29 protein-coding genes, 6 tRNA genes and 1 riboswitch are annotated in these 26256 nt (G+C 65.9%); of the genes, 25 read left to right on the top strand and 10 right to left on the bottom strand.

Going from position 1 to position 26256, the window contains the following annotated elements:
- Window positions 1-21 precede the first annotated feature (21 nt).
- A complete protein-coding gene (locus QFZ70_RS10210; protein WP_307095353.1) occupies window positions 22-1350 on the top strand; it encodes a S9 family peptidase in 1329 nt (442 codons plus the stop codon).
- A 152-nt stretch (window positions 1351-1502) separates the two neighbouring features.
- Window positions 1503-1682 (top strand): hypothetical protein, encoded by a 180-nt coding sequence (locus QFZ70_RS10205; protein ID WP_307095351.1) that lies wholly within the window; start codon window positions 1503-1505, stop codon window positions 1680-1682.
- 72 nt (window positions 1683-1754) lie between these two features.
- On the opposite strand, the gene ybaK is transcribed toward QFZ70_RS10205, so the two are convergent.
- The 3 genes from ybaK to QFZ70_RS10190 are packed head-to-tail and all read right to left on the bottom strand — an operon-like array spanning window position 1755 to window position 3691.
- A complete protein-coding gene (gene ybaK / locus QFZ70_RS10200) occupies window positions 1755-2255 on the bottom strand; it encodes a Cys-tRNA(Pro) deacylase (RefSeq protein ID WP_307095350.1) in 501 nt (166 codons plus the stop codon).
- Between the two features lie 15 nt (window positions 2256-2270).
- A complete protein-coding gene (locus tag QFZ70_RS10195) occupies window positions 2271-2729 on the bottom strand; it encodes a SufE family protein (RefSeq protein ID WP_307095348.1) in 459 nt (152 codons plus the stop codon).
- Window positions 2730-2767: 38 nt separating this feature from the next.
- Window positions 2768-3691, bottom strand: coding sequence for a sulfurtransferase (locus QFZ70_RS10190; protein WP_307095347.1), 924 nt, complete (start codon window positions 3689-3691; stop codon window positions 2768-2770).
- Window positions 3692-3905: 214 nt separating this feature from the next.
- Here QFZ70_RS10190 and zapE point away from each other — a divergent pair, with 214 nt between their 5' ends.
- Window positions 3906-4943 carry a cell division protein ZapE gene (gene zapE, locus QFZ70_RS10185; RefSeq protein WP_307095345.1) on the top strand — a complete coding sequence of 346 codons (1038 nt, stop codon included), beginning with the start codon at window positions 3906-3908 and terminating at the stop codon, window positions 4941-4943.
- Between the two features lie 144 nt (window positions 4944-5087).
- Here the strand turns inward: zapE and QFZ70_RS10180 are convergent, their stop codons facing one another.
- The 6 genes from QFZ70_RS10180 to QFZ70_RS10155 all read right to left on the bottom strand — a co-directional run bounded on the left by QFZ70_RS10180 (window position 5088) and on the right by QFZ70_RS10155 (window position 6061).
- A complete protein-coding gene (locus tag QFZ70_RS10180; RefSeq protein ID WP_307095343.1) occupies window positions 5088-5342 on the bottom strand; it encodes an antitoxin in 255 nt (84 codons plus the stop codon).
- Between the two features lie 170 nt (window positions 5343-5512).
- A tRNA-Val gene (locus tag QFZ70_RS10175) sits at window positions 5513-5584 on the bottom strand.
- 41 nt (window positions 5585-5625) lie between these two features.
- A tRNA-Gly gene (locus tag QFZ70_RS10170) sits at window positions 5626-5698 on the bottom strand.
- Window positions 5699-5755: 57 nt separating this feature from the next.
- Window positions 5756-5830 (bottom strand) — tRNA-Val (locus QFZ70_RS10165).
- 40 nt (window positions 5831-5870) lie between these two features.
- A tRNA-Cys gene (locus QFZ70_RS10160) sits at window positions 5871-5941 on the bottom strand.
- Window positions 5942-5988: 47 nt separating this feature from the next.
- Window positions 5989-6061 (bottom strand) — tRNA-Gly (locus tag QFZ70_RS10155).
- Window positions 6062-6411: 350 nt separating this feature from the next.
- Here QFZ70_RS10155 and QFZ70_RS10150 point away from each other — a divergent pair.
- The 14 genes from QFZ70_RS10150 to hisF all read left to right on the top strand — a co-directional run bounded on the left by QFZ70_RS10150 (window position 6412) and on the right by hisF (window position 17771).
- A tRNA-Val gene (locus tag QFZ70_RS10150) sits at window positions 6412-6483 on the top strand.
- A 95-nt stretch (window positions 6484-6578) separates the two neighbouring features.
- A complete protein-coding gene (locus QFZ70_RS10145; RefSeq protein WP_307095342.1) occupies window positions 6579-7439 on the top strand; it encodes a cytochrome in 861 nt (286 codons plus the stop codon).
- Between the two features lie 88 nt (window positions 7440-7527).
- A complete protein-coding gene (def, locus tag QFZ70_RS10140; protein ID WP_307095340.1) occupies window positions 7528-8142 on the top strand; it encodes a peptide deformylase in 615 nt (204 codons plus the stop codon).
- On the top strand, window positions 8139-9059 hold the full coding sequence (gene fmt, locus QFZ70_RS10135; RefSeq protein ID WP_307095339.1) for a methionyl-tRNA formyltransferase: 921 nt from the start codon (window positions 8139-8141) through the stop codon (window positions 9057-9059). The genes def and fmt overlap by 4 nt, the downstream gene beginning before the upstream one ends.
- Window positions 9056-10699, top strand: a complete 1644-nt coding sequence (locus tag QFZ70_RS10130) for an RsmB/NOP family class I SAM-dependent RNA methyltransferase (protein ID WP_307095338.1) — start codon at window positions 9056-9058, stop codon at window positions 10697-10699. Before fmt ends, QFZ70_RS10130 begins: the two co-directional genes overlap by 4 nt.
- Window positions 10700-10737: 38 nt before the next feature.
- Window positions 10738-11415, top strand: a complete 678-nt coding sequence (gene rpe, locus QFZ70_RS10125) for a ribulose-phosphate 3-epimerase (RefSeq protein ID WP_307095336.1) — start codon at window positions 10738-10740, stop codon at window positions 11413-11415.
- A gap of 39 nt (window positions 11416-11454) precedes the next feature.
- Window positions 11455-11605: riboswitch (FMN riboswitch) on the top strand.
- Window positions 11606-11781: 176 nt separating this feature from the next.
- Window positions 11782-12897 carry a bifunctional diaminohydroxyphosphoribosylaminopyrimidine deaminase/5-amino-6-(5-phosphoribosylamino)uracil reductase RibD gene (gene ribD, locus QFZ70_RS10120; RefSeq protein WP_307095334.1) on the top strand — a complete coding sequence of 372 codons (1116 nt, stop codon included), beginning with the start codon at window positions 11782-11784 and terminating at the stop codon, window positions 12895-12897.
- Window positions 12897-13541, top strand: a complete 645-nt coding sequence (locus tag QFZ70_RS10115; RefSeq protein ID WP_307095332.1) for a riboflavin synthase — start codon at window positions 12897-12899, stop codon at window positions 13539-13541. Before ribD ends, QFZ70_RS10115 begins: the two co-directional genes overlap by 1 nt.
- Window positions 13538-14278, top strand: coding sequence for a 3,4-dihydroxy-2-butanone-4-phosphate synthase (gene ribB, locus QFZ70_RS10110; RefSeq protein ID WP_307095331.1), 741 nt, complete (start codon window positions 13538-13540; stop codon window positions 14276-14278). The genes QFZ70_RS10115 and ribB overlap by 4 nt, the downstream gene beginning before the upstream one ends.
- Window positions 14275-15054, top strand: coding sequence for a GTP cyclohydrolase II (gene ribA, locus QFZ70_RS10105; RefSeq protein WP_307095329.1), 780 nt, complete (start codon window positions 14275-14277; stop codon window positions 15052-15054). The genes ribB and ribA overlap by 4 nt, the downstream gene beginning before the upstream one ends.
- 85 nt (window positions 15055-15139) lie before the next feature.
- Window positions 15140-15628 (top strand): 6,7-dimethyl-8-ribityllumazine synthase, encoded by a 489-nt coding sequence (gene ribH, locus QFZ70_RS10100; RefSeq protein ID WP_307095327.1) that lies wholly within the window; start codon window positions 15140-15142, stop codon window positions 15626-15628.
- Between the two features lie 102 nt (window positions 15629-15730).
- Window positions 15731-15994, top strand: a complete 264-nt coding sequence (locus tag QFZ70_RS10095; RefSeq protein WP_015936881.1) for a phosphoribosyl-ATP diphosphatase — start codon at window positions 15731-15733, stop codon at window positions 15992-15994.
- 91 nt (window positions 15995-16085) lie between these two features.
- Complete coding sequence (hisG, locus tag QFZ70_RS10090) at window positions 16086-16946, top strand: ATP phosphoribosyltransferase (RefSeq protein ID WP_307095326.1); 861 nt, start codon at window positions 16086-16088, stop codon at window positions 16944-16946.
- Window positions 16947-16994: 48 nt separating this feature from the next.
- On the top strand, window positions 16995-17771 hold the full coding sequence (gene hisF, locus QFZ70_RS10085; RefSeq protein ID WP_307095325.1) for an imidazole glycerol phosphate synthase subunit HisF: 777 nt from the start codon (window positions 16995-16997) through the stop codon (window positions 17769-17771).
- Between the two features lie 82 nt (window positions 17772-17853).
- Here hisF and QFZ70_RS10080 read toward each other — a convergent pair whose 3' ends face one another.
- Window positions 17854-18498: a TIGR03085 family metal-binding protein gene (locus QFZ70_RS10080; protein WP_307095324.1), complete on the bottom strand. Its 645-nt coding sequence runs from the start codon at window positions 18496-18498 to the stop codon at window positions 17854-17856.
- Between the two features lie 112 nt (window positions 18499-18610).
- Between QFZ70_RS10080 and hisI the strand changes: the two genes are divergently transcribed.
- The 8 genes from hisI to lgt all read left to right on the top strand — a co-directional run bounded on the left by hisI (window position 18611) and on the right by lgt (window position 26011).
- On the top strand, window positions 18611-19066 hold the full coding sequence (gene hisI, locus QFZ70_RS10075) for a phosphoribosyl-AMP cyclohydrolase (protein WP_307095322.1): 456 nt from the start codon (window positions 18611-18613) through the stop codon (window positions 19064-19066).
- Window positions 19067-19178: 112 nt separating this feature from the next.
- Window positions 19179-20741 carry an anthranilate synthase component I gene (locus tag QFZ70_RS10070; protein WP_307095320.1) on the top strand — a complete coding sequence of 521 codons (1563 nt, stop codon included), beginning with the start codon at window positions 19179-19181 and terminating at the stop codon, window positions 20739-20741.
- Window positions 20741-21385 (top strand): Trp biosynthesis-associated membrane protein, encoded by a 645-nt coding sequence (locus QFZ70_RS10065; protein WP_307095319.1) that lies wholly within the window; start codon window positions 20741-20743, stop codon window positions 21383-21385. Before QFZ70_RS10070 ends, QFZ70_RS10065 begins: the two co-directional genes overlap by 1 nt.
- A 105-nt stretch (window positions 21386-21490) precedes the next feature.
- A complete protein-coding gene (locus QFZ70_RS10060; RefSeq protein WP_307095317.1) occupies window positions 21491-21778 on the top strand; it encodes an HGxxPAAW family protein in 288 nt (95 codons plus the stop codon).
- Complete coding sequence (trpC, locus tag QFZ70_RS10055; RefSeq protein ID WP_307095315.1) at window positions 21778-22599, top strand: indole-3-glycerol phosphate synthase TrpC; 822 nt, start codon at window positions 21778-21780, stop codon at window positions 22597-22599. The genes QFZ70_RS10060 and trpC overlap by 1 nt, the downstream gene beginning before the upstream one ends.
- 119 nt (window positions 22600-22718) lie before the next feature.
- The gene (trpB, locus tag QFZ70_RS10050; protein ID WP_307095312.1) at window positions 22719-24047 is read left to right on the top strand and encodes a tryptophan synthase subunit beta; all 1329 of its coding nucleotides are present in this window, start codon (window positions 22719-22721) and stop codon (window positions 24045-24047) included.
- A complete protein-coding gene (gene trpA, locus QFZ70_RS10045; protein ID WP_307095311.1) occupies window positions 24044-24853 on the top strand; it encodes a tryptophan synthase subunit alpha in 810 nt (269 codons plus the stop codon). The genes trpB and trpA overlap by 4 nt, the downstream gene beginning before the upstream one ends.
- Window positions 24854-24856: 3 nt before the next feature.
- A complete protein-coding gene (gene lgt, locus QFZ70_RS10040) occupies window positions 24857-26011 on the top strand; it encodes a prolipoprotein diacylglyceryl transferase (RefSeq protein WP_307095308.1) in 1155 nt (384 codons plus the stop codon).
- The last annotated feature ends 245 nt before the right edge of the window (window positions 26012-26256 follow it).

Genomic DNA, 26256 nt, shown 5'->3' with positions numbered 1-26256 from the left:
CTGGGCGGTAAGAATAGTTCCATGGCACTTTTCCAGCGCACCCGCCCTGCTTCAGTCCCGCCGATCCAGGATCCGGGTGCCGGGTTGTCCCTTCGCGCGAAATGGGCCATCGGCGGGGCCATCGGCGGCGGCGCCCTGACCGGGCTGCTGGCCACCGGGTCGTCGGCGCTGGCTGTCTATTTTGCCCGCCGCGTTATCACCCCCGCCCGGCATCGCACGGCTGACCAGGAAGTCCTGGCTGTGATCCGGGACGGCCACCGGCAACAGGTGATCCTTGCGGCCAATGACGACACCACCGTGGACGGGGTGTACGGATTCTTTTTCGACGGCGGAAAGGGGCACGCGCGGATCGGCCGCATCGTCTCCTATTCTCCCGCTGAACGGACGGTGGCGCGGGAGGTCGAAGCTGTTTACTCGGGGGACCTTAGCCAAGCGCGCTGGGGCTGGTGGAGCGGCGCCGTCTACCCGGACCCGGCCGCCGCCGGAATCCCTGCAGAGGACGTGTTGATCGACGTGGACCGGGGCCAGGCGCCCGCCTGGCTGGTCCGCGCCGGCGGCACGGCACGGACCTGGGCGGTGATGGTGCACGGACGCGGAGCCAGCAGGCAGGAGGCCCTGCGCGCCGTCGGACCTGCCCTTGAACTTGGACTGACCAGTCTCCTGGTGTCCTACCGCAACGACGGACTTGCGCCGTCGGCAGATGACGGGCGGTACGGCCTGGGCTCTACCGAGTGGCGCGACATCGAAGCAGCCATTGAATACGCCTTGGCCAACGGAGCCGAGGAAATCGTGCTGTTCGGCTGGTCAATGGGCGGTGCCATATCCTTGCAGGCTGCCGACTTGTCGCGCTACCGGAACCTCATCCGGGCCATGGTGCTGGATGCGCCGGTCATCGACTGGGTGACGGTCCTCGCCCACCATGCCCAGTTGAACAGGATCCCGTCGCTGGTGGGGCGCTACGCGCAGCTCATGCTGGGACACCCGCTGGGGCGGCGGCTCACGGGACTGTCCGCTCCCGTGGACCTCAAGGTGATGGACTGGGTGGCCCGTGCCGTGGAACTGCGGACTCCCACCCTGATCATCCACAGCGTGGACGACGAGTACGTGCCGTACAAGCCCTCAGCGCTCCTGGCCGAGCGGAACCCGGAAATAGTCACCTTCGAGGCCTTCAACCATGCCCGGCACACCAAGGAATGGAATGTTGATCCCGAACGGTGGGAGAGCGTGGTGAAGGCGTGGTTGCGGCAGCAGCTGGCGCCCCGGCTGAATCCCGGCGGGATCCGGCAGGGAACCGACGCTGCAGCGCCGGAGGATCGGCTCAGTAGTTCCCAGGACCGTCCGGGGGAATGAAGGTGCGGCTGCACGCGCCGCGGGCCTGCTGACGGGCTGGACCAGGCAGTGACGTGGTGTCAGCCGATCGGGTGACCCTGGCTGCAGGTGCTTTCTCCCGGCAGGATCTCGTGTCCTTGAAGGCACGTCACCGAGGGCGGTGACGGATTTTCGTGGGCGATGAAAAAGAGGCTGCTCTTTCCGTGGCTAATCGCGGCATCTTCGCGCCGGAGCCAGGAAGAGTGATGATGGCTGTTTTTGGTGTCCCCGCCGGCTTCCTGCGGGGAGTGTTTGAATGGATTTCTGACCACGGTGACCGCGACCTTCCAGTGCCGTCGCTGCTTCTGCAGTGAACCGCCGGTGCAACGATTATAGGCCTGCTGCGGGAAGGCTGTCTGTGCCGGCCCGTGCCCTTCGGTGCGGTCCTACGAGGCGGACAGCGAGCTGATGGGAGCGGTGAGGGCGTCGGTGAGGCGGATGAGGTCGGCAGGGGCGAGTTCTATGTCCAGGCCGCGCTTGCCTCCCGAAACCAGCAGCGTCTCCAACGACAGTGCGCTGCGGTCCAGCACAGTGGGGGAAGGGAGCCGCTGGCCCAGCGGGGAGATGCCGCCCAGCACGTATCCGGTACGCCTCTGGGCAGCAGCAGGATCTGCCATCGACGCTTTTTTGGCTCCCAGTGCTGCCGCGAAGGCCTTAAGGTCCAGCGTTCCGCTGACGGGTACGATGCCCACCGCCAGCCTGCCTTCCACCTCGACCATCAGCGTCTTGAAGACCTTCGAGGGATGGATACCCAGGACCTCGGCAGCCTCCGCGCCGTAGCTGGCCGCCGAGGGATCGTGATTGTAGGGGTGCAGCACAAAGGGAACTCCGGCCGCCGCCAGTACGGCAGTGGCCGGAGTTCCCTGTGATGCGTTGTTGCGTGCCATTGACGCTTTGCGTGGCTAGGAGCGCACGGCGGACGAGGCCGCAACCTTGCGCTTGATCCTCCCCAGCATGGCCGTCATTCCCCTCATCCGCAGTGGCGTGATGGCGCGGGTAAGGCCCAGCAGTTCAGGCATGTCGTCGGGCACCGAAAGGATCTCCTCAGCGGACAGCCCGTCCAGGCCCTCATGCAGCACGCCGGCGAAACCGCGCGTGGTGGGGGCCTCCGGGGGTGCCTTGAAGAAGAGCCGAACTGCGCCGGCCGGGCTGTCGCCCTTGTCCGTTTCGATGGTGAGGAACAGCGGGGACTGGCACTCCACCACCTGTTCGAGCAGCTCGGGGTGGTCCTTGAGCCGTTCGGGCAGGTCAGGGAGCCCCTGCGAGAACTCGAGCAGCAGCTGGAGCCGCTCGGGCTCCGTCAGGGCCTGGAAGTCGTCCACGATGGCCGCAAGGGCCGAAGGCAATGCTTGAGTAGTCATCATTCCAAGTCTACGCAGGTACTGCTGGTCAGGCCTCGTCAGACTCCGACGGCAACGGGAAAGGAACCGCGTTCCGCGCCCTTGACGATGGGAACCCGCACGGCGTTGCCCCATTCCGTCCACGATCCGTCGTAGTTGCGGACGGAATCGAAGCCGAGGAGGTACTTCAGGGCGAACCAGGTGTGGCTGGAACGCTCACCGATGCGGCAGTACGCCACAACGTCGTCGCCTTCGCTCAGGCCCGCCTCACCGAGGTAGAGGGCTTCGAGTTCCTCGCGGCTCCGGTAGGTTCCATCGGGCGCGGCGGCCCGCGCCCAGGGGATTGATGCAGCAGTGGGGATGTGGCCGCCGCGCAGCGCACCTTCCTCGGGGTAGGCGGGCATGTGGGTGCGCTGGCCGGTGTATTCCTCGGGGGAGCGGACATCGATGAGCGGCTTGCCCAGGTGGGCCAGGACGTCTTCCTTGAAGGCACGGATCGGAGCATCGTCGCGCTCGACGACGGGGTAGTCACCCCTGGCCGGTGCCGGCTTGTCCGTGGTGAGCTCCCTGCCCTCGGCAATCCACTTGTCCCGGCCGCCGTCGAGCAGCCGCACGTCCTGGTGGCCGAAGAGGGTGAAGACCCACAGCGCGTAGGCAGCCCACCAGTTGGACTTGTCCCCGTAGATGACCACCGTGCTGGCCCGGGAGATGCCCTTCGACGCTGCCAGTTCGGCGAACGCAGCGCCATCCACGTAGTCGCGGGTGACTTCGTCGTTCAGATCGGTGTGCCAGTCGATTTTTACCGCGCCGGGGATGTGTCCGGTTTCATACAGGAGGACGTCTTCGTCAGACTCCACCACTATCAGCTGGCCGCTGGCCACTGCGCCGTTGTTAATGGCTGCAGCAAGCCACTCGGTGGAAACCAGGCGCTCCGGGTGGGCGTAGGCGGCGAACTTCTCGTTTTGTTCAACTGGGTAGGACATATCTTTGCCTTTCATCGAGAACACGGCTGATCCGCGGGACCGGCATGGGGACCTCCTTCCACCCTAGCCACCGCCATGGATGATGTCCGGTTTCCGTTAACAGGACGAAATGTGGTCTTCATCACCCGCCGCGGCCTGGCGTCCGCGCCACCCGGGGCGGGGGTTCGTAGCCGGTATCCTTTCTGGGGACCAACCACCAGCAGAACGGACCACCTTGGTACAGATCGAACAGCTTGCCGCCCGAACTCCGTCAGTATCGGTGGATGAGCTCCTCAAGGGTTTCTTTCCCTCGCCGCGCTTTGGCAAGGTCTCCTTTGCGAGTTACCGCCCGGATCCCAAGCAGCCCAGCCAGGCCCACGCCGTCCGGGCACTGGAGGGATTTGCCGCAGGCGTCGGAGCCGGGGACGGCGGAGGCCTGTTCAAGAAACTGTTCGGGAAGAAGGACACCTCCCGCGCGGGCATCTACCTGGACGGCGGGTTCGGCGTCGGCAAAACCCACCTGCTGGCCTCGCTGTGGCACGCGGCGCCCGGGCCCAAGGCCTTCGGCACTTTTGTGGAGTACACAAACTTGGTGGGCGCACTGTCCTTCCGGAAAACGGTGGATGCACTGAGCCATTACAAGCTCGTGTGCATTGACGAATTCGAGCTGGATGATCCGGGCGACACGGTGCTGATGTCGCGCTTGATGCGCGAACTGGCTGATGCCGGCGTAAAGCTGGCTGCCACCTCAAATACCCTGCCGGGCTCACTGGGTGACGGCAGGTTCGCCGCGGTGGATTTCCAGCGCGAGATCCAGGTCCTTGCAGACCAGTTCGACGTTATACGGATCGACGGCGAGGACTTCCGCCACCGCGGACTGCCGGCCGCACCATCGCCCTTGAAGAACAGCGAACTGTCGTCCCACATGAAAGCGGAGTTTGACGGCAAGACCGTCGCCCAGGACGAGTTCGCCACCCTGATCCACCACCTCGCAGGCGTGCACCCCAGCCGCTACCGGCAACTGATCGACGGCATTGACGGTGTGGTGTGGCGCAACGTGGACACCATCACCGAACAGGCGGTGGCACTTCGGTTCGTGGTGCTGGCTGACCGGCTCTACGACAAGGACGTGCCGATCCTTGCGAGCGGAGTTCCCTTCGACAAGTTGTTCACGGAGGAAATGATGACGGGCGGCTACATGAAGAAGTACTTCCGCGCTGTCTCCCGCCTCACGGCCCTTGCGCGCGAGGGACAGAACCACGAGCCGTCCTAGCCCGACCTCGAAGCGGGGCGCCCCGTCGTCGTCCGTTGCTAAAGGGCGCGCGGCGGCGTCTTAAACGCCAAAGGTGCGGGCGCCGCCTCACGGCGGGACCCGCACCCCGTTGACGTACTAGGGCGAAACCCTGGCCAAATCCTGTTACGGAGCCTTGTCAACCGGCGGAACCGGGTTGACCGGCGGAACCTGCCCGGGGGCAGGTGCCTGGCCCGGAGTTCCGTTCTGGTCAATGAGCTTGGAAGCGCCATGCTGGATCTTGTCGACGTGGCCGGAGTACTTGCCACCGGTCTTGGTGTCAACGAAATCGCCGGCCTTGCTGATGCCGTTCTTGATGGCCTGCTCGTTGCCGCGGATAAGACCCTGAGCCTTGCCCTTTAGGTCGCCAATCAGTCCCACGAGCACCTCCCTTCAATCGCGGAGCCAGGTCGCTCCTCCGCCTAAGATCCTAGCCCTGCCGGCGACACGTGCCAAGGAAATGAGGGGCTTTGGGCGTTCGCCTGCAGCGGATGCTGGAGCAGAGGCCGGAAACGGGCAAGAAAAAAGCAGCTCCGGGGAGCTGCTGCATGTGGGCGATACTGGGATCGAACCAGTGACCTCTTCCGTGTCAGGGAAGCGCGCTACCGCTGCGCCAATCGCCCGCAACCGGAAGACCGGCTTATGGGATTGTAAGAAGTAAGAGAGCGGACGACGAGATTCGAACTCGCGACATCCACCTTGGCAAGGTGGTGCTCTACCAGCTGAGCTACGTCCGCATATGAAGTACGTTCCGGCCGGGGCCAACAGTACTGCATGAAGCAAGTGTCCTTGCTTGGTGGGCGATACTGGGATCGAACCAGTGACCTCTTCCGTGTCAGGGAAGCGCGCTACCGCTGCGCCAATCGCCCATGTTTATCCGGAACAAACCGGAAACCATGGTTTTCACCGAGGTGGGTACGGGATTCGAACCCGTGTATACGGCTTTGCAGGCCGCTGCCTCGCCTCTCGGCCAACCCACCGTGTAAGCGCCGATTCTTATGAACCTTTGCCGTGACAGTGTCCTGCGAGCGGACGACGAGATTCGAACTCGCGACATCCACCTTGGCAAGGTGGTGCTCTACCAGCTGAGCTACGTCCGCATCTTGGAGGGCTGATTCGCTGCCGTTCCCGGCATTTCCTCGCTTTCCAACGAGTAAAAACAATATAGGAGGTTCCGGGATTCTCCAAATCGGCCAGCGATTGTGAATGCGCAGTGGCGCTGCTTCCCTGCAATGGCGCGGATTAGCGGGAGTTACACGCGTGTAATTTCCGACGGCGTCAGGCTGCTTTCGGTCCAATGGTCCTGGTTTGCGTGGGGGCCGTGACAGGGACACCCTGGCCGCGTCTGCTCCCGTTGCCGTGTCCCGGTGCATGTTTGCTGACCCCTTTGCTGCCGGCTGACGCCGATTTCCGAAATGGCTCCAAGGTCGGCTAACATTCAAATGCATCAGGGCGATTGGCGCAGTGGTAGCGCGCTTCGTTCACACCGAAGAGGTCACTGGTTCGAACCCAGTATCGCCCACCGCATATTGGTCCGTTTCCGCTCATCCGCAGCGGAAACGGACCTTTTTTGTGCGCCCGGACATTCTGTCAGCCCCTTGTGAAAGAGTCTTTGTTATGACTGCTCCACTTCTTGCCCACGCCACGGAATACGGGCGGATGTACGCCCGGTCCACCTCTGAGCATTTCTCCGTGCCGTCCATCACCACGGTGATCGGCCAGCAGCCGCACGGGCTTGACGGCTGGTTCGGATATATGGGGGCCAGCAGCCTGGCAAAAGATCCGATGCTCGCGGACTGCCTGGGCAGCCCGGCCAAAATCAAGCAGGCCGTCAACCGCGCAGCCAAGGCTGCGGAGACATACCGGGACGAGGCCGCCAAGCGGGGGGACCGCGTCCACTATTACTGCGAGCAGGTGGCCCTGCGCGCCCTCGGCCGGCCGCACGCCATGAAGGCAGCCCGCGGGGCCCTCGCTTCCAACGGCGAGGAAGCATTTGCCGTCCGCTTCGATGAATGGTGGGAGCTCTTCCGGGTGGAACCCATTGCCCCTGAGATCACCGTCTGGAATAACGCGGTGGGGTACGCGGGCACACTTGACCTGGTAGCCCGGATCAACGGGCGGGTTTGCCTGATCGACTACAAGACCAAGGGCACCACCCGCGACGGCCTGGTCAAGCCGCTGGACGACAAAGTGGTGATGCAGCTGGTGGCCGGCATGAAGGCGGAAGAAAGCCTGGTGGACCACGAAGCGGGGACCTGGGAACCGTGGAAGTACGGCGAAAACCCTGTCCTGTTGGCTGTGGCCATTGGGGAAACCGAGGTCCGTCCGGTCCGTGCCAACCCTGAAGTCCTCAAGCACCACTGGTGGAAGTTCTGCGCCTTGCGGCGCGTGTGGGAGCTGTCAGCGGACACCATTTCCGCAGGGACCGCACTGTTGCCCATTGCCCCGCCGCCGCTCGCGCAGGTACAGCCCGCGTGAGTGCGGAGGAACGAAACTGCCTGGCGTTTCGTCTGCGCCTAAACTGGATTGGTTCCCTTTGCCGCCTAATCGTAAGGAAAAACAGCGCATGGCTATTCTGAATATCCGCATCATCGGCGATCCTGTGCTCCGCACAGTTGCCGATCCTGTGACGGAATTCGGGCCTGAGCTGGCCAAGCTGGTGGCGGATATGACCGAGACCATGGAAGACGTGGACGGTGCCGGCCTCGCCGCGCCCCAGATCGGCGTGAGCAAGCGTGTCTTTACCTACCGCATCGGCGGTGTGGAAGGGCACATCATCAACCCCGTGCTGGAGAACAGCGAGGATTTCCAGCCAGACCACGTGGAAGGCTGCCTGTCCATTCCCGGTCTCGGTTTCCCGGTGCGGCGTTTCCGTGCCACCCGCGTTTCCGGCGTAGACATGCACGGCAACCCGGTCACCGTCGAGGGCGAGGGGATGCTGGCGCGCTGCTTCCAGCACGAGAATGACCACCTGGACGGAATCCTCTACACGGACCGGCTGGAGGGGGAGGACCGCAAGGCTGCCCTGCGTTCCATCCGCAACGCCAACTATGACTCCGTCACGGAACGGACGACGGCGAAGCGTGCCAAGACAGTCGGCTCAAGTTTTGGCGGCTCAAGTTTCGGCGGTGCCACTTCCGGCGGGAGCTTCGGTGCCGGCGCGTCGGGTGCCCACGGGTGAGGGTCCTGTTCGCGGGCACTCCCGCCGTCGCCGTCCCGTCACTCAGTGCGCTCGTTGAAGCAGGATTCGATGTAGTTGCGGTGCTGACGAGGCCTGACGCGCCCATCGGCCGGAAGCACGTTCTCACTCCCTCTCCGGTTGCCGCTCGGGCAGCCGAGCTGGGGATCGAAGTCATTCACGCGTCCCGCATCGATGCGGAGGCCATCGGCAGGATCTCAGCGGCTAACCCGGACGTGGCCGCAATTGTTGCTTACGGCGGGCTGGTGCCCCCGCCCGCCCTCAGGATTCCGCGGCACGGTTGGATCAACCTGCACTTTTCCCTCCTTCCGGCATGGCGCGGCGCAGCGCCGGTGCAGCGGGCAGTGATGGCCGGCGACGACGTCACCGGGGCCGTCACGTTCCAGCTGGAGGAAGGCCTGGACACCGGTCCCGTCTTCGGAACCCTGACCGAATCGGTGGGGCCGGACGATACTGCAGGCGAACTGCTGGAACGGCTGTCCCACAGCGGAGCGGTGCTCCTGGCCCAGACACTTTCGGCCATTGACGCCGGCAAGGCGGCCGCGCTCCCGCAGACGGGCGAGGTTTCCCACGCCGCCAAGCTGACCCTGGACGACGGCCGCCTCGACTGGAAACATCCGGCCCTGGCTATCGGCCGGCAGGCCCGGGGCGTCACTCCCGAACCTGGAGCGTGGACAGTGTTGGACGGCCAGCGCATCAAGCTGGAGCCCGTCCGGCTGCGGCCCGATGTTTCCGGATTGGCGCCCGGGTCCCTCTGCGTGCAAGGCAAAAGTGTGCTCGTGGGAACCGGCTCGCACGGCGTGGAGCTGACCCGGATTCAGCCTGCGGGCAAAAAGATGATGGCCGCTGCTGATTGGGCACGCGGCATGGCTTCCCTTGAAAGCGTGGTTTTCGAATGAGCGGTTCCGGCGGCAATCAAGGCGGTCGCGGCAGTGCTGGGAGCGGGAGCGGAAGCTCAGGAGGCGGTCAGCGCGGAAGAGGTGGCGGAACCGGCGGCGGCCGCGGGAACGGCGGACCCCGCGATTCCAGCACCCGAAACGCCAAGGGCAGGGAACGGAACCGCGGCCCCCAGCGCAGCTTCACCGATAACGCCCCTTCCCAGCGCACGCGCAGGGCGGATCCCGCCCGGCTGGTCGCGTTCGAAGTCCTTCGGGCTGTCGCTGCCGAGGACGCCTACGCCAACCTGGTGCTGCCGGCACGGATCAGGCACCACGGCCTGGACAAGCGGGACGCCGGTTTTGCCACTGAGCTCAGCTACGGCGCCCTCCGCGGCCAGGGCACCTACGACGCCATCCTGGTCCGCTGCGTCGACCGGCCCCTGGACCAACTGGACCCGGCCATCCTCGACGCCCTTCGGATCGGAGCGCATCAACTGCTGGCCATGCGGGTCCCGGCACATGCCGCACTGGACCAGACCGTTGGCTTGGCCCGAGCAGTGATCGGAGCAGGACCGTCTGCCCTCATCAACGCTGTCCTCCGGAAGGTCGCCGCGCACACCCTCGAGGAGTGGCTGGAGGAGCTGGTCGCCGGGGAAACGGACGAGACCAAGGTGGCCTCCCTCCGCTACGCCCATCCCGAGTGGATTGTCCGCGCCATGCGCCAGTCCCTCGTGGCACATGGCCGCCCAGCGTCAGAAATTCTCGATCTCCTGGAAGCGGACAACGCCGCGCCCGTGGTCAACCTGGTGGCCCTGCCCGGTATCGGAAGCCTGGACGAGGCCTTGGAAAACGGGGCCACCCCCGGTGAGCTGGTGGAAGGCTCGGCGCTGTCCAGCGGCGGGGACCTGGGCCGGCTTGCCTCGGTACGGGAGGGCAGCACCCGGGTGCAGGACGTCGGCTCGCAGCTCGTGGCACGCGCCATGGCCGCGGTAGACCTCGGCGGACCTCAAGCCGGAGCGGGAGCCGAAGGCGCTGAGAGGGCAGGTTCCGCCGGAAGCGCTGCCGAGGCCTGGCTTGACCTGTGCGCGGGGCCGGGCGGAAAGGCGGCACTGCTGGGTGCGCTGGCCAGCCAGAGGGGCGCGACACTGCTGGCCAATGAACCTGCGCCGCACCGGGCCAAACTGGTGAGCCAGGCACTTTCGGCTGTGCCGCGGGAAACCTGGCAGGTCCGCACCGGGGACGGCCGCGAGGTAGGCACGGAGAAGCCTGAATTCTTCGACCGTGTTCTCGTAGACGTTCCCTGCAGCGGGCTGGGCGCGCTCCGTCGGCGCCCGGAGTCCCGCTGGCGCCGCACGCCCAAAGACCTCGCAGATCTCGGGCAGCTTCAGCGCGACCTCCTCAAGTCCGCCCTGGCAGCAGTACGGCCGGGGGGAGTGGTTGCCTACGTGACCTGCTCACCCCACCCGGCCGAAACCACGGCCGTGGTCACTGATGCGCTCCGCAAACGGGACGACCTTGAACTGCTCGAGGCCGGCCAGGCACTGGACAGCGTAAGCCTCACGGGAAGCCTTGGTGCCGGGCATGAGTCGACCGCCCAACTGTGGCCCCACGTCCACGGCACTGACGCTATGTTCCTTGCCCTGATCCGTAAGAAGCCCTGACCTGTAAAACAGCCCGTGACCCGTGAAAGGTTCCCCCTGTGACGCAATGCTGCATCAACCCGAGCATCCTGTCTGCCGATTTCGTCAACCTCGAAGCTGAGCTGCAGCGCATCAGCAATGCGGACGCAGTGCACGTGGACGTGATGGACAATCACTTCGTGCCCAACCTCACCCTCGGGCTGCCGGTGGTGCAGCGGATCCAGGCCGTGAGCCCGGTTCCCCTTGACGCGCATCTGATGATTGCCGACGCCGACCGTTGGGCACCCGGTTTTGCTGACGCGGGCCTGGCATCGGTCACCTTCCACGCCGAGGCTGCCATTGCGCCCATCAAGCTGGCCCGCGAGCTCCGCGCCAGGGGTGCGAAGGCCGGTATGGCCCTCCGTCCCGGAACTCCCGTGGAGCCGTACCTGGACATGCTCTCCGAGCTGGACATGCTGCTCATCATGACGGTGGAGCCTGGATTCGGCGGCCAGGCGTTCCTGGACGTGACCCTGCCAAAAATCCGCCGTGCCAGGAAAGCGATCGACGGCTCGGGGATCGGCGTGGCCATCCAGGTCGACGGCGGCATCACCGAAGACACCATCACCCGTGCTGCGGAGGCGGGCGCCAACGTCTTCGTCGCGGGCTCGGCCGTGTACGGTGCGGAGGATCCCGCAGCGGCCATCGACCGGCTGCGCGAGGCAGGCAGCCAAAAGTTACGTTCCGCGGCGGAATAGCCGGGAGCCTTACGCCGTTATGGCACAATAGCAAGACACATACGTGCTCCGGGGTCGGTGTAAGTCCGAACCGGCGGTGACAGTCCGCGACCCGCGAGCCGGTGGTTTTCCTTTGGGAAATCCCGGCGGACGGTTGAACCGGTGAAATTCCGGTACCGACAGTTAAAGTCTGGATGAGAGAAGCACGTACAGCTGTTTCTGCGGCGTCACCCGACGCCGCGGCCTTCTGCTGTCGTATACCCCCGGAGCCATCGCGGTTCTAGAGGGAAGGAACGACACAAGCACTATGAACCTGCTGCGATGGCTCTTAAACGCCATAAGTCCTGCTGCCGCCATGTCCGGCAGCACAACCATCGAGGCTCCAGCATGACGGCGGAAGTTGTCACAGCCTTTACCGCCGCCGAGACCGCCGCGATGGACATCGCCCTCGAGGCTGCCCTCAACGGTCCCCGTGGTGCGAATCCCCTGGTGGGCGCCGTCGTCGTCGATTCCGAAGGCCGCGAACTCGTGACTGGTTTCCACCGCGGCGCAGGAACCGCCCACGCCGAGGCAGACGCCATTGCGCAGGCCGCTGCCGCAGGGATCGATCTTTCCGGATGCACCATGCTGGTGACCTTGGAGCCCTGCAACCATGTGGGCCGCACCGGTCCCTGCGCCCGGGCGATCATCGCCGCCGGCATAACGGACGTGGTCTACGCGGTGGACGATCCCCATGACCCGGCCGCGGGCGGTGCCGCCACCCTTCGGGAAGCCGGCGTACGCGTACGCAGCGGGCTGGGCGCGGGCGAAGCGCTGGACCTGAACCGCCACTGGTTCGAGGCAGTTGCCGCAAAACGCCCCTTCGTCACCCTGCACATCGCACAGACACTGGACAGCCGGATCGCGGCGGAGGACGGCACCAGCCAGTGGATTTCCAGCCCCGAGTCCCTGGCAGACAACCACGCAATCCGCGGACGCATCGATGCCATCCTCGTGGGAACCCAGACGGTACTGGTGGACAACCCACGCCTTACGGCCCGCGACGCCGCAGGAACGCCGGCCCCGAAGCAGCCCCTGCGGGCCGTGATGGGACTGCGGGACATCCCGGCAGACGCCGCCATCCACGGGAGCGACGGACTGGCAATGCACCTGAAGACCCGCGACCCCCAGGAGGCGCTGTCCACCCTCTACGGTTCCGGCATTCGCCACCTGATGGTTGAGGGCGGCTCCAGCATACTCAGCGCGTTCCTCGCGGCCGGGCTCGTTGACGAACTCATTGTCTACCTGGCTCCCACGCTGCTTGGCTCCGGAACCCCCGCCCTCACCGGCCTGGGAATCGCCACCCTCGCTGATGCGCAGCACTGGGAGTGGGACCCGTCCGACGGCGGCTCAGTCCGAACGCTGGGCCGGGACCTCCGGCTCCACCTCCGACCGCAACGCACCGTTGCCCTAGACCAACAACCGTCCCGCGCCACCGCGGAGCAAGCCCAGGGAGGCTACTGATGTTTACCGGAATTATTGCCGAGCAAGGGCACGTTTTGTCCGTCGAGCGGGACGGGGATGCCAGCGCCACGGTGCGGCTGCACGCCCCCCGCAGCACCGAAGGCCTCGCCCTGGGCGGCTCCATCGCCGTCAACGGCGTTTGCCTTACCGCCACTGAAATAGACGGCAAGGACTTCAGCGTGGACGTGATGGGGGAGACCCTCGTCCGCAGCACCATCGGCGAGCTGGCTGCCGGCGACGCCGTCAACCTTGAGCGTTGCGTCCCGGCGGGCGGAAGGCTGGACGGGCACGTTGTGCAGGGCCACGTGGACGGCGTGGGCGTACTGCTGGAACGCGAGCCCCTTGGCAACTGGGAGAGGCTCCGCTTCGGCGTCCCTGCCAACCTGGCCCGCTACATCGCGGAAAAGGGATCCATCGCCATCGACGGCGTCTCTCTCACGGTCACGGCCGTCAGCGCTGCGGCTGAACAGAGCCCCTGGTTCGAGGTGGGGCTCATCCCCACCACGCTTGCCGAGACCGGCCTTGGCGCCAAAAGCACCGGCAGCCGGGTGAACCTGGAAGTGGACGTCCTGGCCAAGTACACCGAGCGCCTGCTGGCGTTCAGCACCCTGGCTCCCGCAGCTGTTGACGGAGGAACACCATGAACGCCGCAGTCCGAATCGAGCCTGAGGTGGCTCCCGCTGCCGTCTCCAGCAGCCAGACCGGGATTGACGCCGGTTTGGACACCATCGAGGAAGCAGTCCGGGCCATGGCGGCCGGCAGGCCTGTCCTGGTGGTGGACAACGAGGACCGGGAGAATGAGGGCGACATCATCTTCGCCGCCCAGCACGCCACCCCGGCGTTGATGGGCTGGACCATCCGGTACAGTTCCGGCGTCATCTGCGTCCCGCTGTCCGGCGACCGCGCCGACGCGATGGCGCTTCCTCCCATGGTTGAAGTCAATGAGGATGCCAAAGGCACGGCCTATACGGTGTCCTGTGACGCCGCAACCGGCGTCAGCACCGGAATTTCCGCGACCGACCGGGCCCTCACGGCCAGGGTCTTGGCGGATCCGCAGTCCGGACCGTCCTCCGTGACCCGTCCCGGGCATATTTTTCCGCTGCGTGCGGTTGATGGTGGTGTGCGGGAACGTCCTGGCCACACCGAGGCCGCAGTCGACCTGTGCCGCCTGGCCGGCCTGGAAGCTGCGGCTGTCATTGCCGAAGTCGTCTACGACGACGGTGAAATGATGCGGTTGGACGGGCTCCGTGCCTTCGCTGCTGAACACGGATGCCCCCTGATCTCCATTGCAGACCTTGTGGCCTACCTCGAGGCAGCGGGCACATCGGCCGACGGCAACGCCCGGGCAGGACGCCAGGGCGGAGAAGAGGAGATACGATGACGGCTTCCGGAGCTTCGGGGAACGGCCACCACCTGCCCGATCCAGGAAACGGCCACCACGCAACAGCGTCTGCCAACGGCCACCACCAGGCAGAATCGGGCAACGGCCGGGTGCCCCATCCCGTCAGCGGCGGTCCGATCGTGCAGCTGCCCACGGCTTTTGGCGACTTTATCGCCCAGGCGTGGATCGACCTGGTGACCGGTGCTGAGCACCTGGCCGTCAGTTCCCCCAACCCGCCCAAGGACGGCAAAGCCCCTCTGGTCCGGCTGCACTCCGAGTGCCTCACGGGAGATGTCTTCGGTTCCTACCGCTGCGACTGCGGGGAGCAGTTGGCTTATGCGCTGGAAATGATCCGCCAGGAAGGCGGAACCTTACTGTACCTGCGCGGCCAGGAAGGCCGGGGGATCGGGCTCGCCAACAAGATCAAGGCCTATGCGCTGCAGGAGGCCGGCTTCGATACTGTGGAGGCCAACGAACAGCTGGGCCTGCCGGTGGACGCCCGCTGCTACAAGGCGGCCGCCCAGGTATTGGCGGAGATGGGACTGCATGAAGTGCGGCTCCTGAGCAACAACCCGGACAAGCAGAACAGGCTTGCCAACGCCGGTGTCAAGGTTGTGGAGATGGTCCCCACCGAGGTTCCGTCCCGCGACCAGAACATCCGGTACCTGCAGACCAAAAAGGACCGCATGGAGCACCGCCTGGTGCTGGACTCCCACGTGGGCGGCGCAGTGCCCGTCACCACCCCCGATACCTCCTTTGGCCACGAACAAGACTGACCATCGCGCAGGACTGACCAGCGCGCAAGACTGACCCACCACAACGACTGACCAACCCCAAGACTGAACGGAACAGCACTGACTTATGAGCGGACACGGCGCCCCCGATATCGACCTCACCACCCTTAACCCGGCCGGGACGTGCCAGCTACGGCTGGCCATCGTGGCGGCCAGCTGGCATACCCAGATCATGGACGGGCTTTTGGACGGTGCCCTTCGCGCCGCCAAGGACGCCGGTATTGCCGAGCCCACCGTCCTGCGGGTCCCCGGAAGCTTCGAATTGCCTGTCGCCGCCGCCCGGCTGGCACCGCACTTCGACGCCGTCGTTGCCCTCGGCGTCGTGATCCGCGGCGGCACGCCGCACTTCGAGTACGTCTGCCAGGCGGCGACGTCGGGCCTCACGGACGTGAGCGTGCGCACCGGCGTTCCGGTGGGCTTCGGCGTCCTGACATGCGACACCGAACAGCAGGGCCTGGACCGCGCGGGCCTTCCCGGCTCGAAGGAAGACAAGGGCCACGAAGCAGTTACCGCGGCACTGGCCACCGCCGTCGTCCTGAAGCAGTACAACAGCTAGCAATCACGGGATGGCGGGCGCGGTGTGTGTTCGCTCACATCGCGCCCGTCATGCAGCGGCCTGACAGGCACCCTTTGTGCCGCAGCAAGTAGGCTGGAGGGCGTGAAGAATTTCGAGACGCTGTTCGCTGAACTCAGCGAGAAGGCAGCCACCCGCCCGGAAGGCTCCCGCACCGTCGCTGAATTGGACTCCGGTGTCCACGGCATCGGCAAGAAAGTCGTTGAGGAAGCAGCCGAAGTATGGATGGCTGCCGAATATGAATCCGATGAAGCGGCGGCCGAGGAAATCTCCCAGCTGCTGTACCACCTGCAGGTTCTGATGCTCGCCAAAGGCCTGACCCTGGAAGACGTCTACAAGCATCTGTAGCCACCGGTCCGGCGCGCCCAGTGCCGCCGGTGCCCGCCGTGGCCTGCATTGCCTGAACACCTAGACATTTTCAAATCCAGAAAGATTTCCCATGCTGCGAGTTGCCGTCCCCAACAAGGGTTCTCTGTCCGAAGCCGCCTCCGCGATGCTGTCCGAAGCCGGCTACCGCCAGCGCCGCGATACCCGCGAGCTGGTGATGGTGGACCCGGACAACGACATCGAATTCTTCTTCCTCCGTCCCCGCGACATCGCCGTTTATGTCGGCCAGGGAACGCTCGACGTCGGCATCACCGGACGCGACCTGCTGCTGGATGCGGAGGTGGAAGCTGAGGAGCTGCTTCCGTTGGGCTTTGCCGCCTCCACGTTCCGCTTTGCCGGTCCGGTAGGGGATTTTGCCAAGGTTGAAGAGCTTGAGGGTAAGCGGCTGGCTACCAGCTACGACGGCCTGCTGCGCGGCTACCTTGCAGAACGCGGCGTCAACGCCAAGGTGGTCCGCCTGGACGGCGCCGTGGAATCGTCGGTCCGGCTGGGCGTCGCGGACGCCATTGCCGACGTCGTCGAAACCGGAAACACGCTCAAGGCCGCAGGGATGGAAATTTTCGGCGAACCGATCCTGAAGTCCGAGGCCGTCCTGATCCGGCGGAGCGGCAATGGCGGCGCCGCCAACGGCACGGCCAAGGAAATCGAGGTCCTGATCCGGCGGCTGCAGGGTGTTCTCGTGGCGCGCCAGTACGTGCTCATGGACTACGACATCCGCAAGGAACTCGTGGAACAGGCTGCTGCGCTGACGCCGGGCCTGGAATCACCCACGGTCTCGCCCCTGCGGGACTCGGACTGGGTTGCCGTCCGCTCCATGGTGCCCAAGCGGGAAACCAACCGGATCATGGATGAGCTGTACGACCTCGGCGCCCGCGCCATCCTGGTCAGCAGCATCCACGCCTGCCGCATCTGATTCGACCCGCACGCATTACTCCCGCACAACAGAATTCCAGGAGTTCCCATGGCAGTAGCCGTACGCGTCATTCCCTGCCTTGACGTCGACGCCGGGCGCGTCGTCAAGGGCGTTAACTTCGAGGGCCTCCGCGACGCCGGCGACCCCGTGGAACTGGCGCACCGCTACGACAACGCCGGCGCCGACGAGCTGACCTTCCTGGACGTCACTGCGTCCTCGGGCAACCGCGAAACCACGTTCGACGTGGTCCGCCGGACCGCCGAGGAAGTCTTTATTCCGTTGTGCGTCGGCGGCGGCGTCCGCGGCGTGGCAGAGGTGGACAAGCTGCTCCGCTTCGGCGCGGATAAGGCCTCCATCAACACCGCAGCCGTTGCCCGCCCCGACGTCATCGACGAGATCACCCGGCACTTCGGCTCCCAGGTCCTTGTCCTGTCCGTCGACGCCCGCCGGACCCGCCCGGGCTCCCACCCCACGTCGTCGGGATTTGAAGTGACCACCCACGGCGGACGCACGGGCACGGGCATAGACGCTGTCGCGTGGGCCAAGGAAGCCGCCGACCGTGGCGTGGGGGAGATTCTGCTTAATTCCATTGACGCAGACGGCACCAAGGATGGCTTCGACCTGGAACTCATCAGCCTGGTCCGGGCTGCCGTCAAGGTGCCCATCATTGCTTCCGGCGGCGCGGGGGAGCCGGCACACTTTCCGCCCGCCGTCGCGGCCGGCGCTGACGCCGTGCTGGCCGCATCGATCTTCCACTGGGGCCCGGACGACATGATGGCGCAGGTCAAGACCGCCATCCGGGAAGCTGGCTTCGAAGTCCGCTAGTCCCCACCCGCCGCCAACGCGGGGTCACTCGCTGCCCAAAAGCCTCGGTTATTGGGCGTTGAGTGACCCCGCGTTGCTGGTTCTAGAGCCCTACTTCGGCTGACTGCAGCAGCGCGACGGCGTCCGGCTGGCCTTCGAACGTGACCAGGGCGTGGCGCGTGCGGCCGTGGGCGTGCATCAGCAGCTCGCCCGGCTCGCCGACGATGGCCACTGAAACGGGAGCACGTTTCGCAACATGACGCGGTCCGGAAGGCCGCACCAGTACGATGCCCAGGTCCACGCCCCGGTACAGGATGGCCGCGCGCTTGACGAGTTCATCCCAGAGGGCGTCTGAATAGGCTTCGTCCAAGGCGCGTGGGGCCCAACGGTCCACTGCGCGCCTCACGTCTTCGGTGTGGACAAAGTACTCGATGAGGTTGGCGCTTTCGTCCAGACCCTTGATCTTCATGGGGGAGAGGGCCGGCGGCCCGCTCCGGAAAGTGTTTACCAGCCGGGCGTACGCATCGGCGGTGGTCAGCTTTGCTGCCAGCTTTGCGGTGGCCTGGTCTGACGCCTTCGCCAGCCGCTTGATGATCAGCCCCAGTCCCACGGCGGCTTTGCGTTCGCGCAGGTAAAGGTGCGCGGCGAGGTCCCTGGTGCGCCAGCCCTTGCAGAGTGTGGGCGCGTCAGGGCCGGCCGCAAGGAGGGTTTCGGCAAGGACTTCTCGGGACGGATCGACGAAATGCATCACTTGTGAAACTAGCACGAGAGCCGCGCAGTTGGGCAGCGCGTCCACCCGCGCAGGCGTGCCGTTGTTCACACAGGAATCGGGGCATGGCCAAGGCACTAGACTTGACCTGATGTCTGAGCAGCCCACCCCCACCGCGACCCCTGGTTCCGCCCTGCCCGCAGCGCCGTCGACAGCCCTGGCCGGAACCCCCTCCGCTGCATCGCCGGCGGGCCCGCTTCCGTCGGAGCTGGCTGCGGCCCTTAAGCGTGACAGCGCAGGCCTGGTTGCCGCCGTCGTGCAGCAGTACGACACCAATGAGGTGCTCATGCTGGGCTGGATGGATGACGAGGCGCTGCACCGCACCATGACCAGCGGCCGGGTGACCTTCTACTCCCGCTCCCGCCAGGAGTACTGGCGCAAGGGAGACACGTCCGGGCACGTGCAGTGGGTGAAGTCCGTGGCCATGGATTGCGACGGCGACGCGCTGCTGGTCCGCGTGGACCAGGTAGGCGCCGCATGCCACACCGGCACCCGCACCTGCTTCGACGGCAGGAACCTTATCGTCACCACCGGCCCGGCAGACTGACTTTCATCCGCAGGCTGCTGCGGAAAGCAGGGAAGGGCTGGCCACCCCTGCAAGCACACCGACAGGCGCCGGCCCGGCCGGCCCCTACTAGAACAGGCGGAACAGCATAGCGATGCAGGACCTTGGAATCATCAGCCCGGGCCTTGAGGAGTTCCGGGAACTGGCCGGCCACAGCCGCGTCATCCCCGTCCGGCTCAAGGTACTTGCCGACGCGGAGACCCCCATTGGTTTGTACCGGAAGCTCGCGCAGGGACAGCCCGGAACGTTCCTGATGGAGTCCGCTGCGGTGGGCGGGGCATGGTCCCGCTACTCCTTTATCGGCGCCAGGTCCCGCGCAACCCTCACCACCAAGGACGGCAACGCGCACTGGCTGGGTGAGCCGCCCGCAGGTGTCCCGGTGGATGGCAGCCCCGTGGACGCCGTCCGCGACACCATCGAAGCCCTCCGCACGGACAGGTTCGATGGCCTGCCGCCCTTCACCTCCGGCCTGGTGGGTTTCCTCGGCTGGGAAACTGTGCGGCACTGGGAACGCCTGGTGAGCCCACCGGAGGATGACCTGCAGCTGCCGGAGATGGCGCTGAACCTGGTCACCGACATGGCCGTGCACGACAACGTTGACGGCACAGTGCTGTTGATCGCCAACGCCATCAACTTCGATGACAGCTCCGAGCGCGTGGACGAGGCCTGGCATGACGCCGTGGCCCGGGTCAAGGCGCTCCTGGCCAAGGTCAGTACGCCGGTGGCGCAGCCCGTTTCCGTCCTGGCCCCCGCCGCACTGGACTTTGCCTCAAGCGTGCAGGAACGCTGGGACGAAGCCGAGTACCTGGCTGCGCTGGACCGGGGCAAGGAAGCCATTGTGGACGGCGAGGTGTTCCAGGTGGTGATTTCCCGCCGCTTCGAAATGGAGTGCACGGCCTCGGCCCTGGACGTCTACCGGGTCCTTCGGAACACCAACCCGAGCCCCTACATGTACATCTTCAGCCTCGAGGACGCCGAGGGCCGGGAGTACTCCATCGTCGGGTCCTCGCCGGAGGCCCTCGTAACGGTCACCGGTGAAGAAGTCATCACCCATCCCATCGCCGGATCGCGCCCGCGGGGTAAGACGGTAGAGGGGGACAAAGCCCTCGCCGAGGAGCTCCTGGCGGACCAGAAGGAACGCGCCGAACACCTAATGCTCGTGGACCTTTCCCGTAATGACCTTTCCAAGGTGTGCGTGGCCGGGACTGTGGATGTCACGCAGTTTATGGAGGTGGAGCGCTTCAGCCACATCATGCACCTCGTCTCCACTGTGGTGGGCCAGCTCTCGCCGCAGGCGAAGGCCTATGACGTGCTGAAGGCAACGTTCCCGGCCGGAACCCTCTCGGGGGCGCCGAAACCCCGCGCCCTGCGGCTCCTCGACGAGCTCGAACCGCACCGCCGCGGAATCTACGGGGGCGTTGTGGGCTATCTCGATTTTGCCGGCGACATGGACATGGCCATCGCTATCCGTTCCGCCCTGCTGCGCGAGGGCCGGGCATATGTCCAGGCCGGCGGCGGCATCGTGGCAGACTCGGTCAACCCGACAGAAGCCCTCGAGACCGTGAACAAGGCCGCAGCCCCGCTCCGCGCGGTGCACACGGCAGGTTCGCTGCAGAACATCTCGGCGGAGACGTTGTCAGGCGGGACGGGATCCTGATGCCGGCCCAGGGGCCGGAAGCGGGGCAGACGGCGGCCACACAAAAGACTTCCGGCACCCCTGCCTGGGCCCGGAAGTCCACGTTGGTGCTGCTCGTCGCGGTCCTGGCGCTGGCCGTATTCGGCACCACCACCCAAACGTGGATGACCGTCACACTGGACCCGAACCAGGTGGGCCAGGCTGGCGCCGCGCAGACGGCACTTGAGGTCCAGGGCAGCAAAGCTGCCACTGCCGTGACGGCGCTGGCCCTGGTGGCTCTCGCCGGCGGACTGGCCGCTGCGATCGCGGGGAGGATCGCGAGGTGGATCATCACCGCCATCATCGTCCTCGCCTCGGCAGGGATCGTTGCCGCCGCCGCCACCGTCCTGGCCAATCCGCTGGCCGCAGCCCAGGGGGCCATCGCGGCCGCCACCGGGATCACCGGCAGCCAGGCGCAAGTGGCGGTCACCGCCTTCCCGGTGCTCGCCGTCGTCGCCGGCTGTTTACTGGCCCTGGCGGCCCTGCTCATCATTCCCGCAGGGCGGCACTGGAAAACCAGGACCAAATATGATGCACCGGCCGCCGGAAGCGCTGCCGCAGCGGCTGGTCCGGTGGACGAGATCGACAGCTGGGACCGGCTCTCCCGCGGCGACGACCCGACCTGAGCCGTCACCGGCCCGGCAGCGGTCCACGCGGGCAGGCTGCCGATACGCGGCCAGCGGCCAATAAATGGCAGAATGTAAGCAGTATCCACCCTGAGGAGATTTTCCATGAGCAAAGCACCTGCGTCCGTTTCCAAGTCAGGCACCCGCACGGTAGCCCCCGGCACCATTGACCACAGCCAGGAACTCGGCCACGGCAACAGCCCCGCGGCTTGGACCTGCGTCATTGTGATGCTGGTGGGCGCCCTCATCGCGTCAATCGCTTTCGTCATCGCCAGCACCCCCATCTTCATTGCCGGCATCGGCGTTATGGTGATCGGCCTGATCCTCGGCTGGATCATGCGCAAGGCAGGCTACGGCGTCGAAGGCAGCAAGCTGAAGAACTCCGGCCACTGATGGCAACTGTTCTCGATGACATCAACGCCGGTGTCAGGGAGGATATGGACGCGCGGAAACGCCTTGTTTCCCTCGCTGAACTGAAGGACCTGGCCCAGGCCGCGGCACCCGCCCGCGATGCCTGGGCAGCCCTCGGCGGCCCCTCACCGTCCCGGGAGCAGCTGAAAGTCATCGCGGAAATCAAACGCCGCAGCCCGTCCAAGGGTGACCTCGCGTCCATCGGTGATCCTGCTTCGCTCGCCAGGCAGTATGCCGACGGCGGTGCCTCCGTTATCAGCGTCCTCACCGAGCAGCGCCGCTTCAACGGTTCGCTCGCGGACCTGGATGCCGTGCGTGCCGCAGTGGACGTTCCGCTGCTGCGCAAGGATTTCACGCTTGACGAGTACCAGATTTGGGAAGCCCGTGCGCATGGGGCGGACCTGATCCTGCTGATCGTGGCGGCGCTGTCCGATGCCCAGCTCATGGAGTTCTCGGCGCTCAGCCGGGAGCTCGGTATGAACGTCCTCGTGGAAACGCATACCGAAGAGGAGATTGAGCGGGCAGTCGCCGCCCGGGCGCGCATCATCGGAGTCAACGTGCGGAACCTGAAGACGCTCGACGTCGACCGTTCCGTTTTCGCGTCCCTGGCGGGCCGGATTCCGGCTGGGGCCCTCGTGGTTGCCGAATCCGGCGTCCGCGACGTGGACGACGTCACGCACTATGCCGCCAGCGGCGCCAACGCAGTCCTGGTGGGCGAAGCTTTGGTCAGCCACTCAACCCCGCGTGAGCGGATTGGCGAATTCACGGCGGCAGGCGCCGCCGCCATTGCTGCCCGCGGCTGACCGTAACGCCCCTGCACACGCTGTGGTCAGGGGCTGATTGCCGCCCTGCGGATTCTGTCCCGGCAACGCTGCCGGAACATCACACTTACTGAACGATCAACTGGAACAGGACGGGACTGATGGCCGACGCACCCTCAGCGAACGCTGACAACAACGCCGCAGAAGCATTCCTGCAGGGCGGCTCCCTCAAGCACGCTCCGGGACCCTACTTCGGCAGTTACGGGGGACGCTGGATGCCGGAGTCCCTGATCGCCGCTCTGGACGAACTTGAGGAAACGTTCAACAAGGCCAAGGACGATCCCGAGTTCCGGGCCCAGATCGCGGACCTGAACAAGAACTATTCCGGCCGTCCCTCGTTGCTCACCGAAGCCAAGCGCTTCTCCGAGCACGCCGGGGGAGTCCGGATCTTCCTCAAGCGCGAGGACCTGAACCACACCGGTTCGCACAAGATCAACAACGTCCTGGGCCAGGCACTGCTCGCCAAGCGCATGGGTAAAACCCGCGTCATCGCCGAAACCGGCGCAGGCCAGCACGGCGTGGCCAGTGCCACCGCCGCCGCCCTGATGGGCCTGGAGTGCGTGGTGTACATGGGTGCGGAGGACTGCCGGCGCCAGGCGCTGAACGTTGCCCGAATGGAGCTCCTAGGCGCCACCGTGATCCCCGTCACCAGCGGCTCGCAGACCCTCAAGGACGCCATCAATGACGCTCTCCGGGACTGGGTGGCCAACGTGGACAACACCCACTACCTCCTGGGCACGGCCGCCGGCGCCCACCCCTTCCCGGCCATGGTCCGCTACTTCCACGAAGTGATCGGCGAGGAAGCCCGCGCCCAGATCCTGGACCAGGCCGGCCGTCTTCCTGACGCCGTCTGCGCCTGCATCGGCGGCGGCTCCAATGCCATCGGCATCTTCCACGGCTTCCTTGACGATCCCTCCGTGAAGATTTACGGCTTCGAAGCAGGCGGCGACGGTGTGGAGACGGGCCGCCACGCGGCCACCATCACACTCGGCAAGCCCGGCGTCCTGCACGGCGCGCGCTCCTACCTCATGCAGGACGACGACGGCCAGACCATCGAGTCCCACTCGATCTCCGCCGGCCTCGACTACCCCGGCGTTGGCCCGGAGCACTCCTACCTCGCCGACATCGGACGCGTCAGCTACGAGCCCATCACGGACAGCGAGGCCATGGATGCCTTCAAGCTCCTGTGCCGCACCGAGGGCATCATTCCCGCCATCGAGTCCTCCCATGCACTGGCCGGCGCCATCAAGGTGGGGCAACGGCTTGCTGCCGACGCCGCAACAGGCGGCGGGACGGCAGAGGACAAGATCGTGGTGGTGAACCTTTCGGGCCGTGGCGATAAGGACGTGGCCACCGCAGCCGAATGGTTCGATCTGTTGGACGAGGACTCCGCCGAGGCGGAAATTGGCAAAGAAGGGGAGCAGCTGTGACCACTGCACAGACCATCAGCAAGTCGGCGGCGGCCATCGACAAGGCCCGCGCCGAAGGCCGGGCAGCCCTCATCGGCTACCTCCCCGCCGGCTACCCCAGCGTTGAGGAGACCATCGCCGCGGGCATCGCCCTTGCCGAGAACGGCGCCGACCTCATCGAAATCGGCATCCCGTACTCGGATCCCGTGATGGACGGCCAGGTCATCCAGGCTGCCACCACGGAGGCGCTGGCCAAGGGCTTCTCCGTCCGCCAGGTCTTTGATGTGGTGCAAGGCATCACCAGCAAAACCGATGCTGCCGTCCTGGTGATGACCTACTGGAACCCGGTAGTCCGGATGGGCGTGGACGAGTTTTCGCGGCGCCTGGCCGAGGCCGGGGGAGCCGGGCTTATCACCCCGGACCTCATTCCTGACGAGGCGGCCGAGTGGATGGAAGCCTCGGACAAGTACGGGCTGGACCGGGTGTTCCTGGTGGCCCCGTCCTCCACCACGGAGCGCATGCAGCGGACGGTGGACGCAAGCCGCGGCTTCGTCTACGCCGTGTCCATCATGGGCGTCACCGGTGCCAGGACCTCCGTCAGCACCGCAGCCAAGGACGTGGTTGCCGCGGCCCACGCGGCCGGCGCCGAGCGCGTGTGCGTCGGCCTGGGCGTTTCCAACGCCGGGCAGGTCCGTGAGATCGCCGCGTACGCCGAAGGCGTCATCGTGGGCACCGCGCTGGTGGCAGCCATCCGCGACGGCGGAGTGGACGCCGTCGCTGCCCTCACCAAGGACCTCAGCACCGGCCTGTCCAGGGAAGAAGCCTAATCAATGCAGACGCTCCTTTCGGCGGCCGCCATGGTGCCGGCCAGCATCCCCAGCCCGGACTGGTCCGGCTTCGACATTCCCCTGCCCTGGGGGACGCTGCGCATCCACGCCTACGCACTGTGCATCCTGGCGGGCATCGTGGTGGGCCTGTGGCTGACTTCCGCCCGCTGGGCCAAGCGCGGTGCACCTGAAGGCAGCGTCTGGGACATCGTTGTTTGGGCGATTCCCTTCGGCATCATAGGCGGCCGCCTGTACCACGTGGTCTCCTCGCCCGACGCGTACTTCGGTCCCGGCTTCGACGGCACCGGCGACCTCTCCCTGATCGCACAGATCCAGCGCGGCGGCCTGGGAATTTGGGGCGCCGTGGTCCTGGGTGTCGTGGGTGCGTGGATCGGCTGCCGCCGCAGCGGCGTCAAGCTCAGTGCTTTCCTGGACGCCGCCGCACCCGGGCTGCTGCTGGCCCAGGCCGTGGGGCGCTGGGGCAACTACTTCAACCAGGAGCTGTTCGGCGGACCCACCACCCTGCCGTGGGGGCTGCAGATCGACGCCGACAACGCCAACTTCCCCGCGGGAGCCCCCGCCGACACCCTGTTCCACCCCACGTTCCTCTACGAATCACTGTGGAACCTGGCCGGCGTCCTGATCCTGCTCGCCCTGGACCGGAAGTTCAACTTCCGCCGCAGCAGGCTGTTCTGGCTCTACGCCATGTATTACACCCTTGGCCGGGTCTGGATCGAAGCCATGCGCATTGACGATGCGGAACAGATTTCCCTGCTCGGCATCACCACCCGGCTGAACGTCTGGACCAGCATCTTCGTGTTCCTGGCCGCCCTTGCGGCGTTCATCCTGCTGGGAAGAAAGAAGCGCACGGAGCCGGACACTGTCTACCTGCCGGGCCGGGAGCCGGCGGAAAAGCCGGCTGCAAACGCAGTGGCGGCGGCCGGTGATCCAGTCCGTGATACGGACCCCGTTGTCTCAGATAGTGAATCGCGTGATAATCTCCCTGATAACCAAAGCGGTTCCCGGCATGCCTCCGTCCCCACGGAACAAGCCGAGGCTGCGCCGGCGGGCCCCAAGCCCGGGCCGGACGCAACCGCTGCTGGAAGTTCCGGCAGCACGGCCACAGGAACCGCGCCGGAAGCCGGCGCTACCAAGTAGCGCGCGGGCCAGGCAGGGCAGCAGAGCCACCGCTCGAAGCTCCCAATCACCACAATGTCGTGGCATCGGGGCCACCCCGGACAGCGCAGAGCTGCTGTCCGGTGTTGCCCGGGGCAGGGGCCTGCGTAACTGTTAGTTCAGCAGGCCGCGCTGACCTACAATTTCCAGTAATCAACACTTTGTTGTGCCCATAACCGCGGCGCCGCACGAGTGGGGCCAACGTTGTCCCTTCCATACGCACGATC

This window comes from Arthrobacter sp. V1I9, assembly GCF_030817075.1.
Lineage (GTDB): Bacteria > Actinomycetota > Actinomycetes > Actinomycetales > Micrococcaceae > Arthrobacter.
Note: the sequence above shows the minus strand (reverse complement) of the source record. Positions and strands in the feature narration are given on the sequence as shown.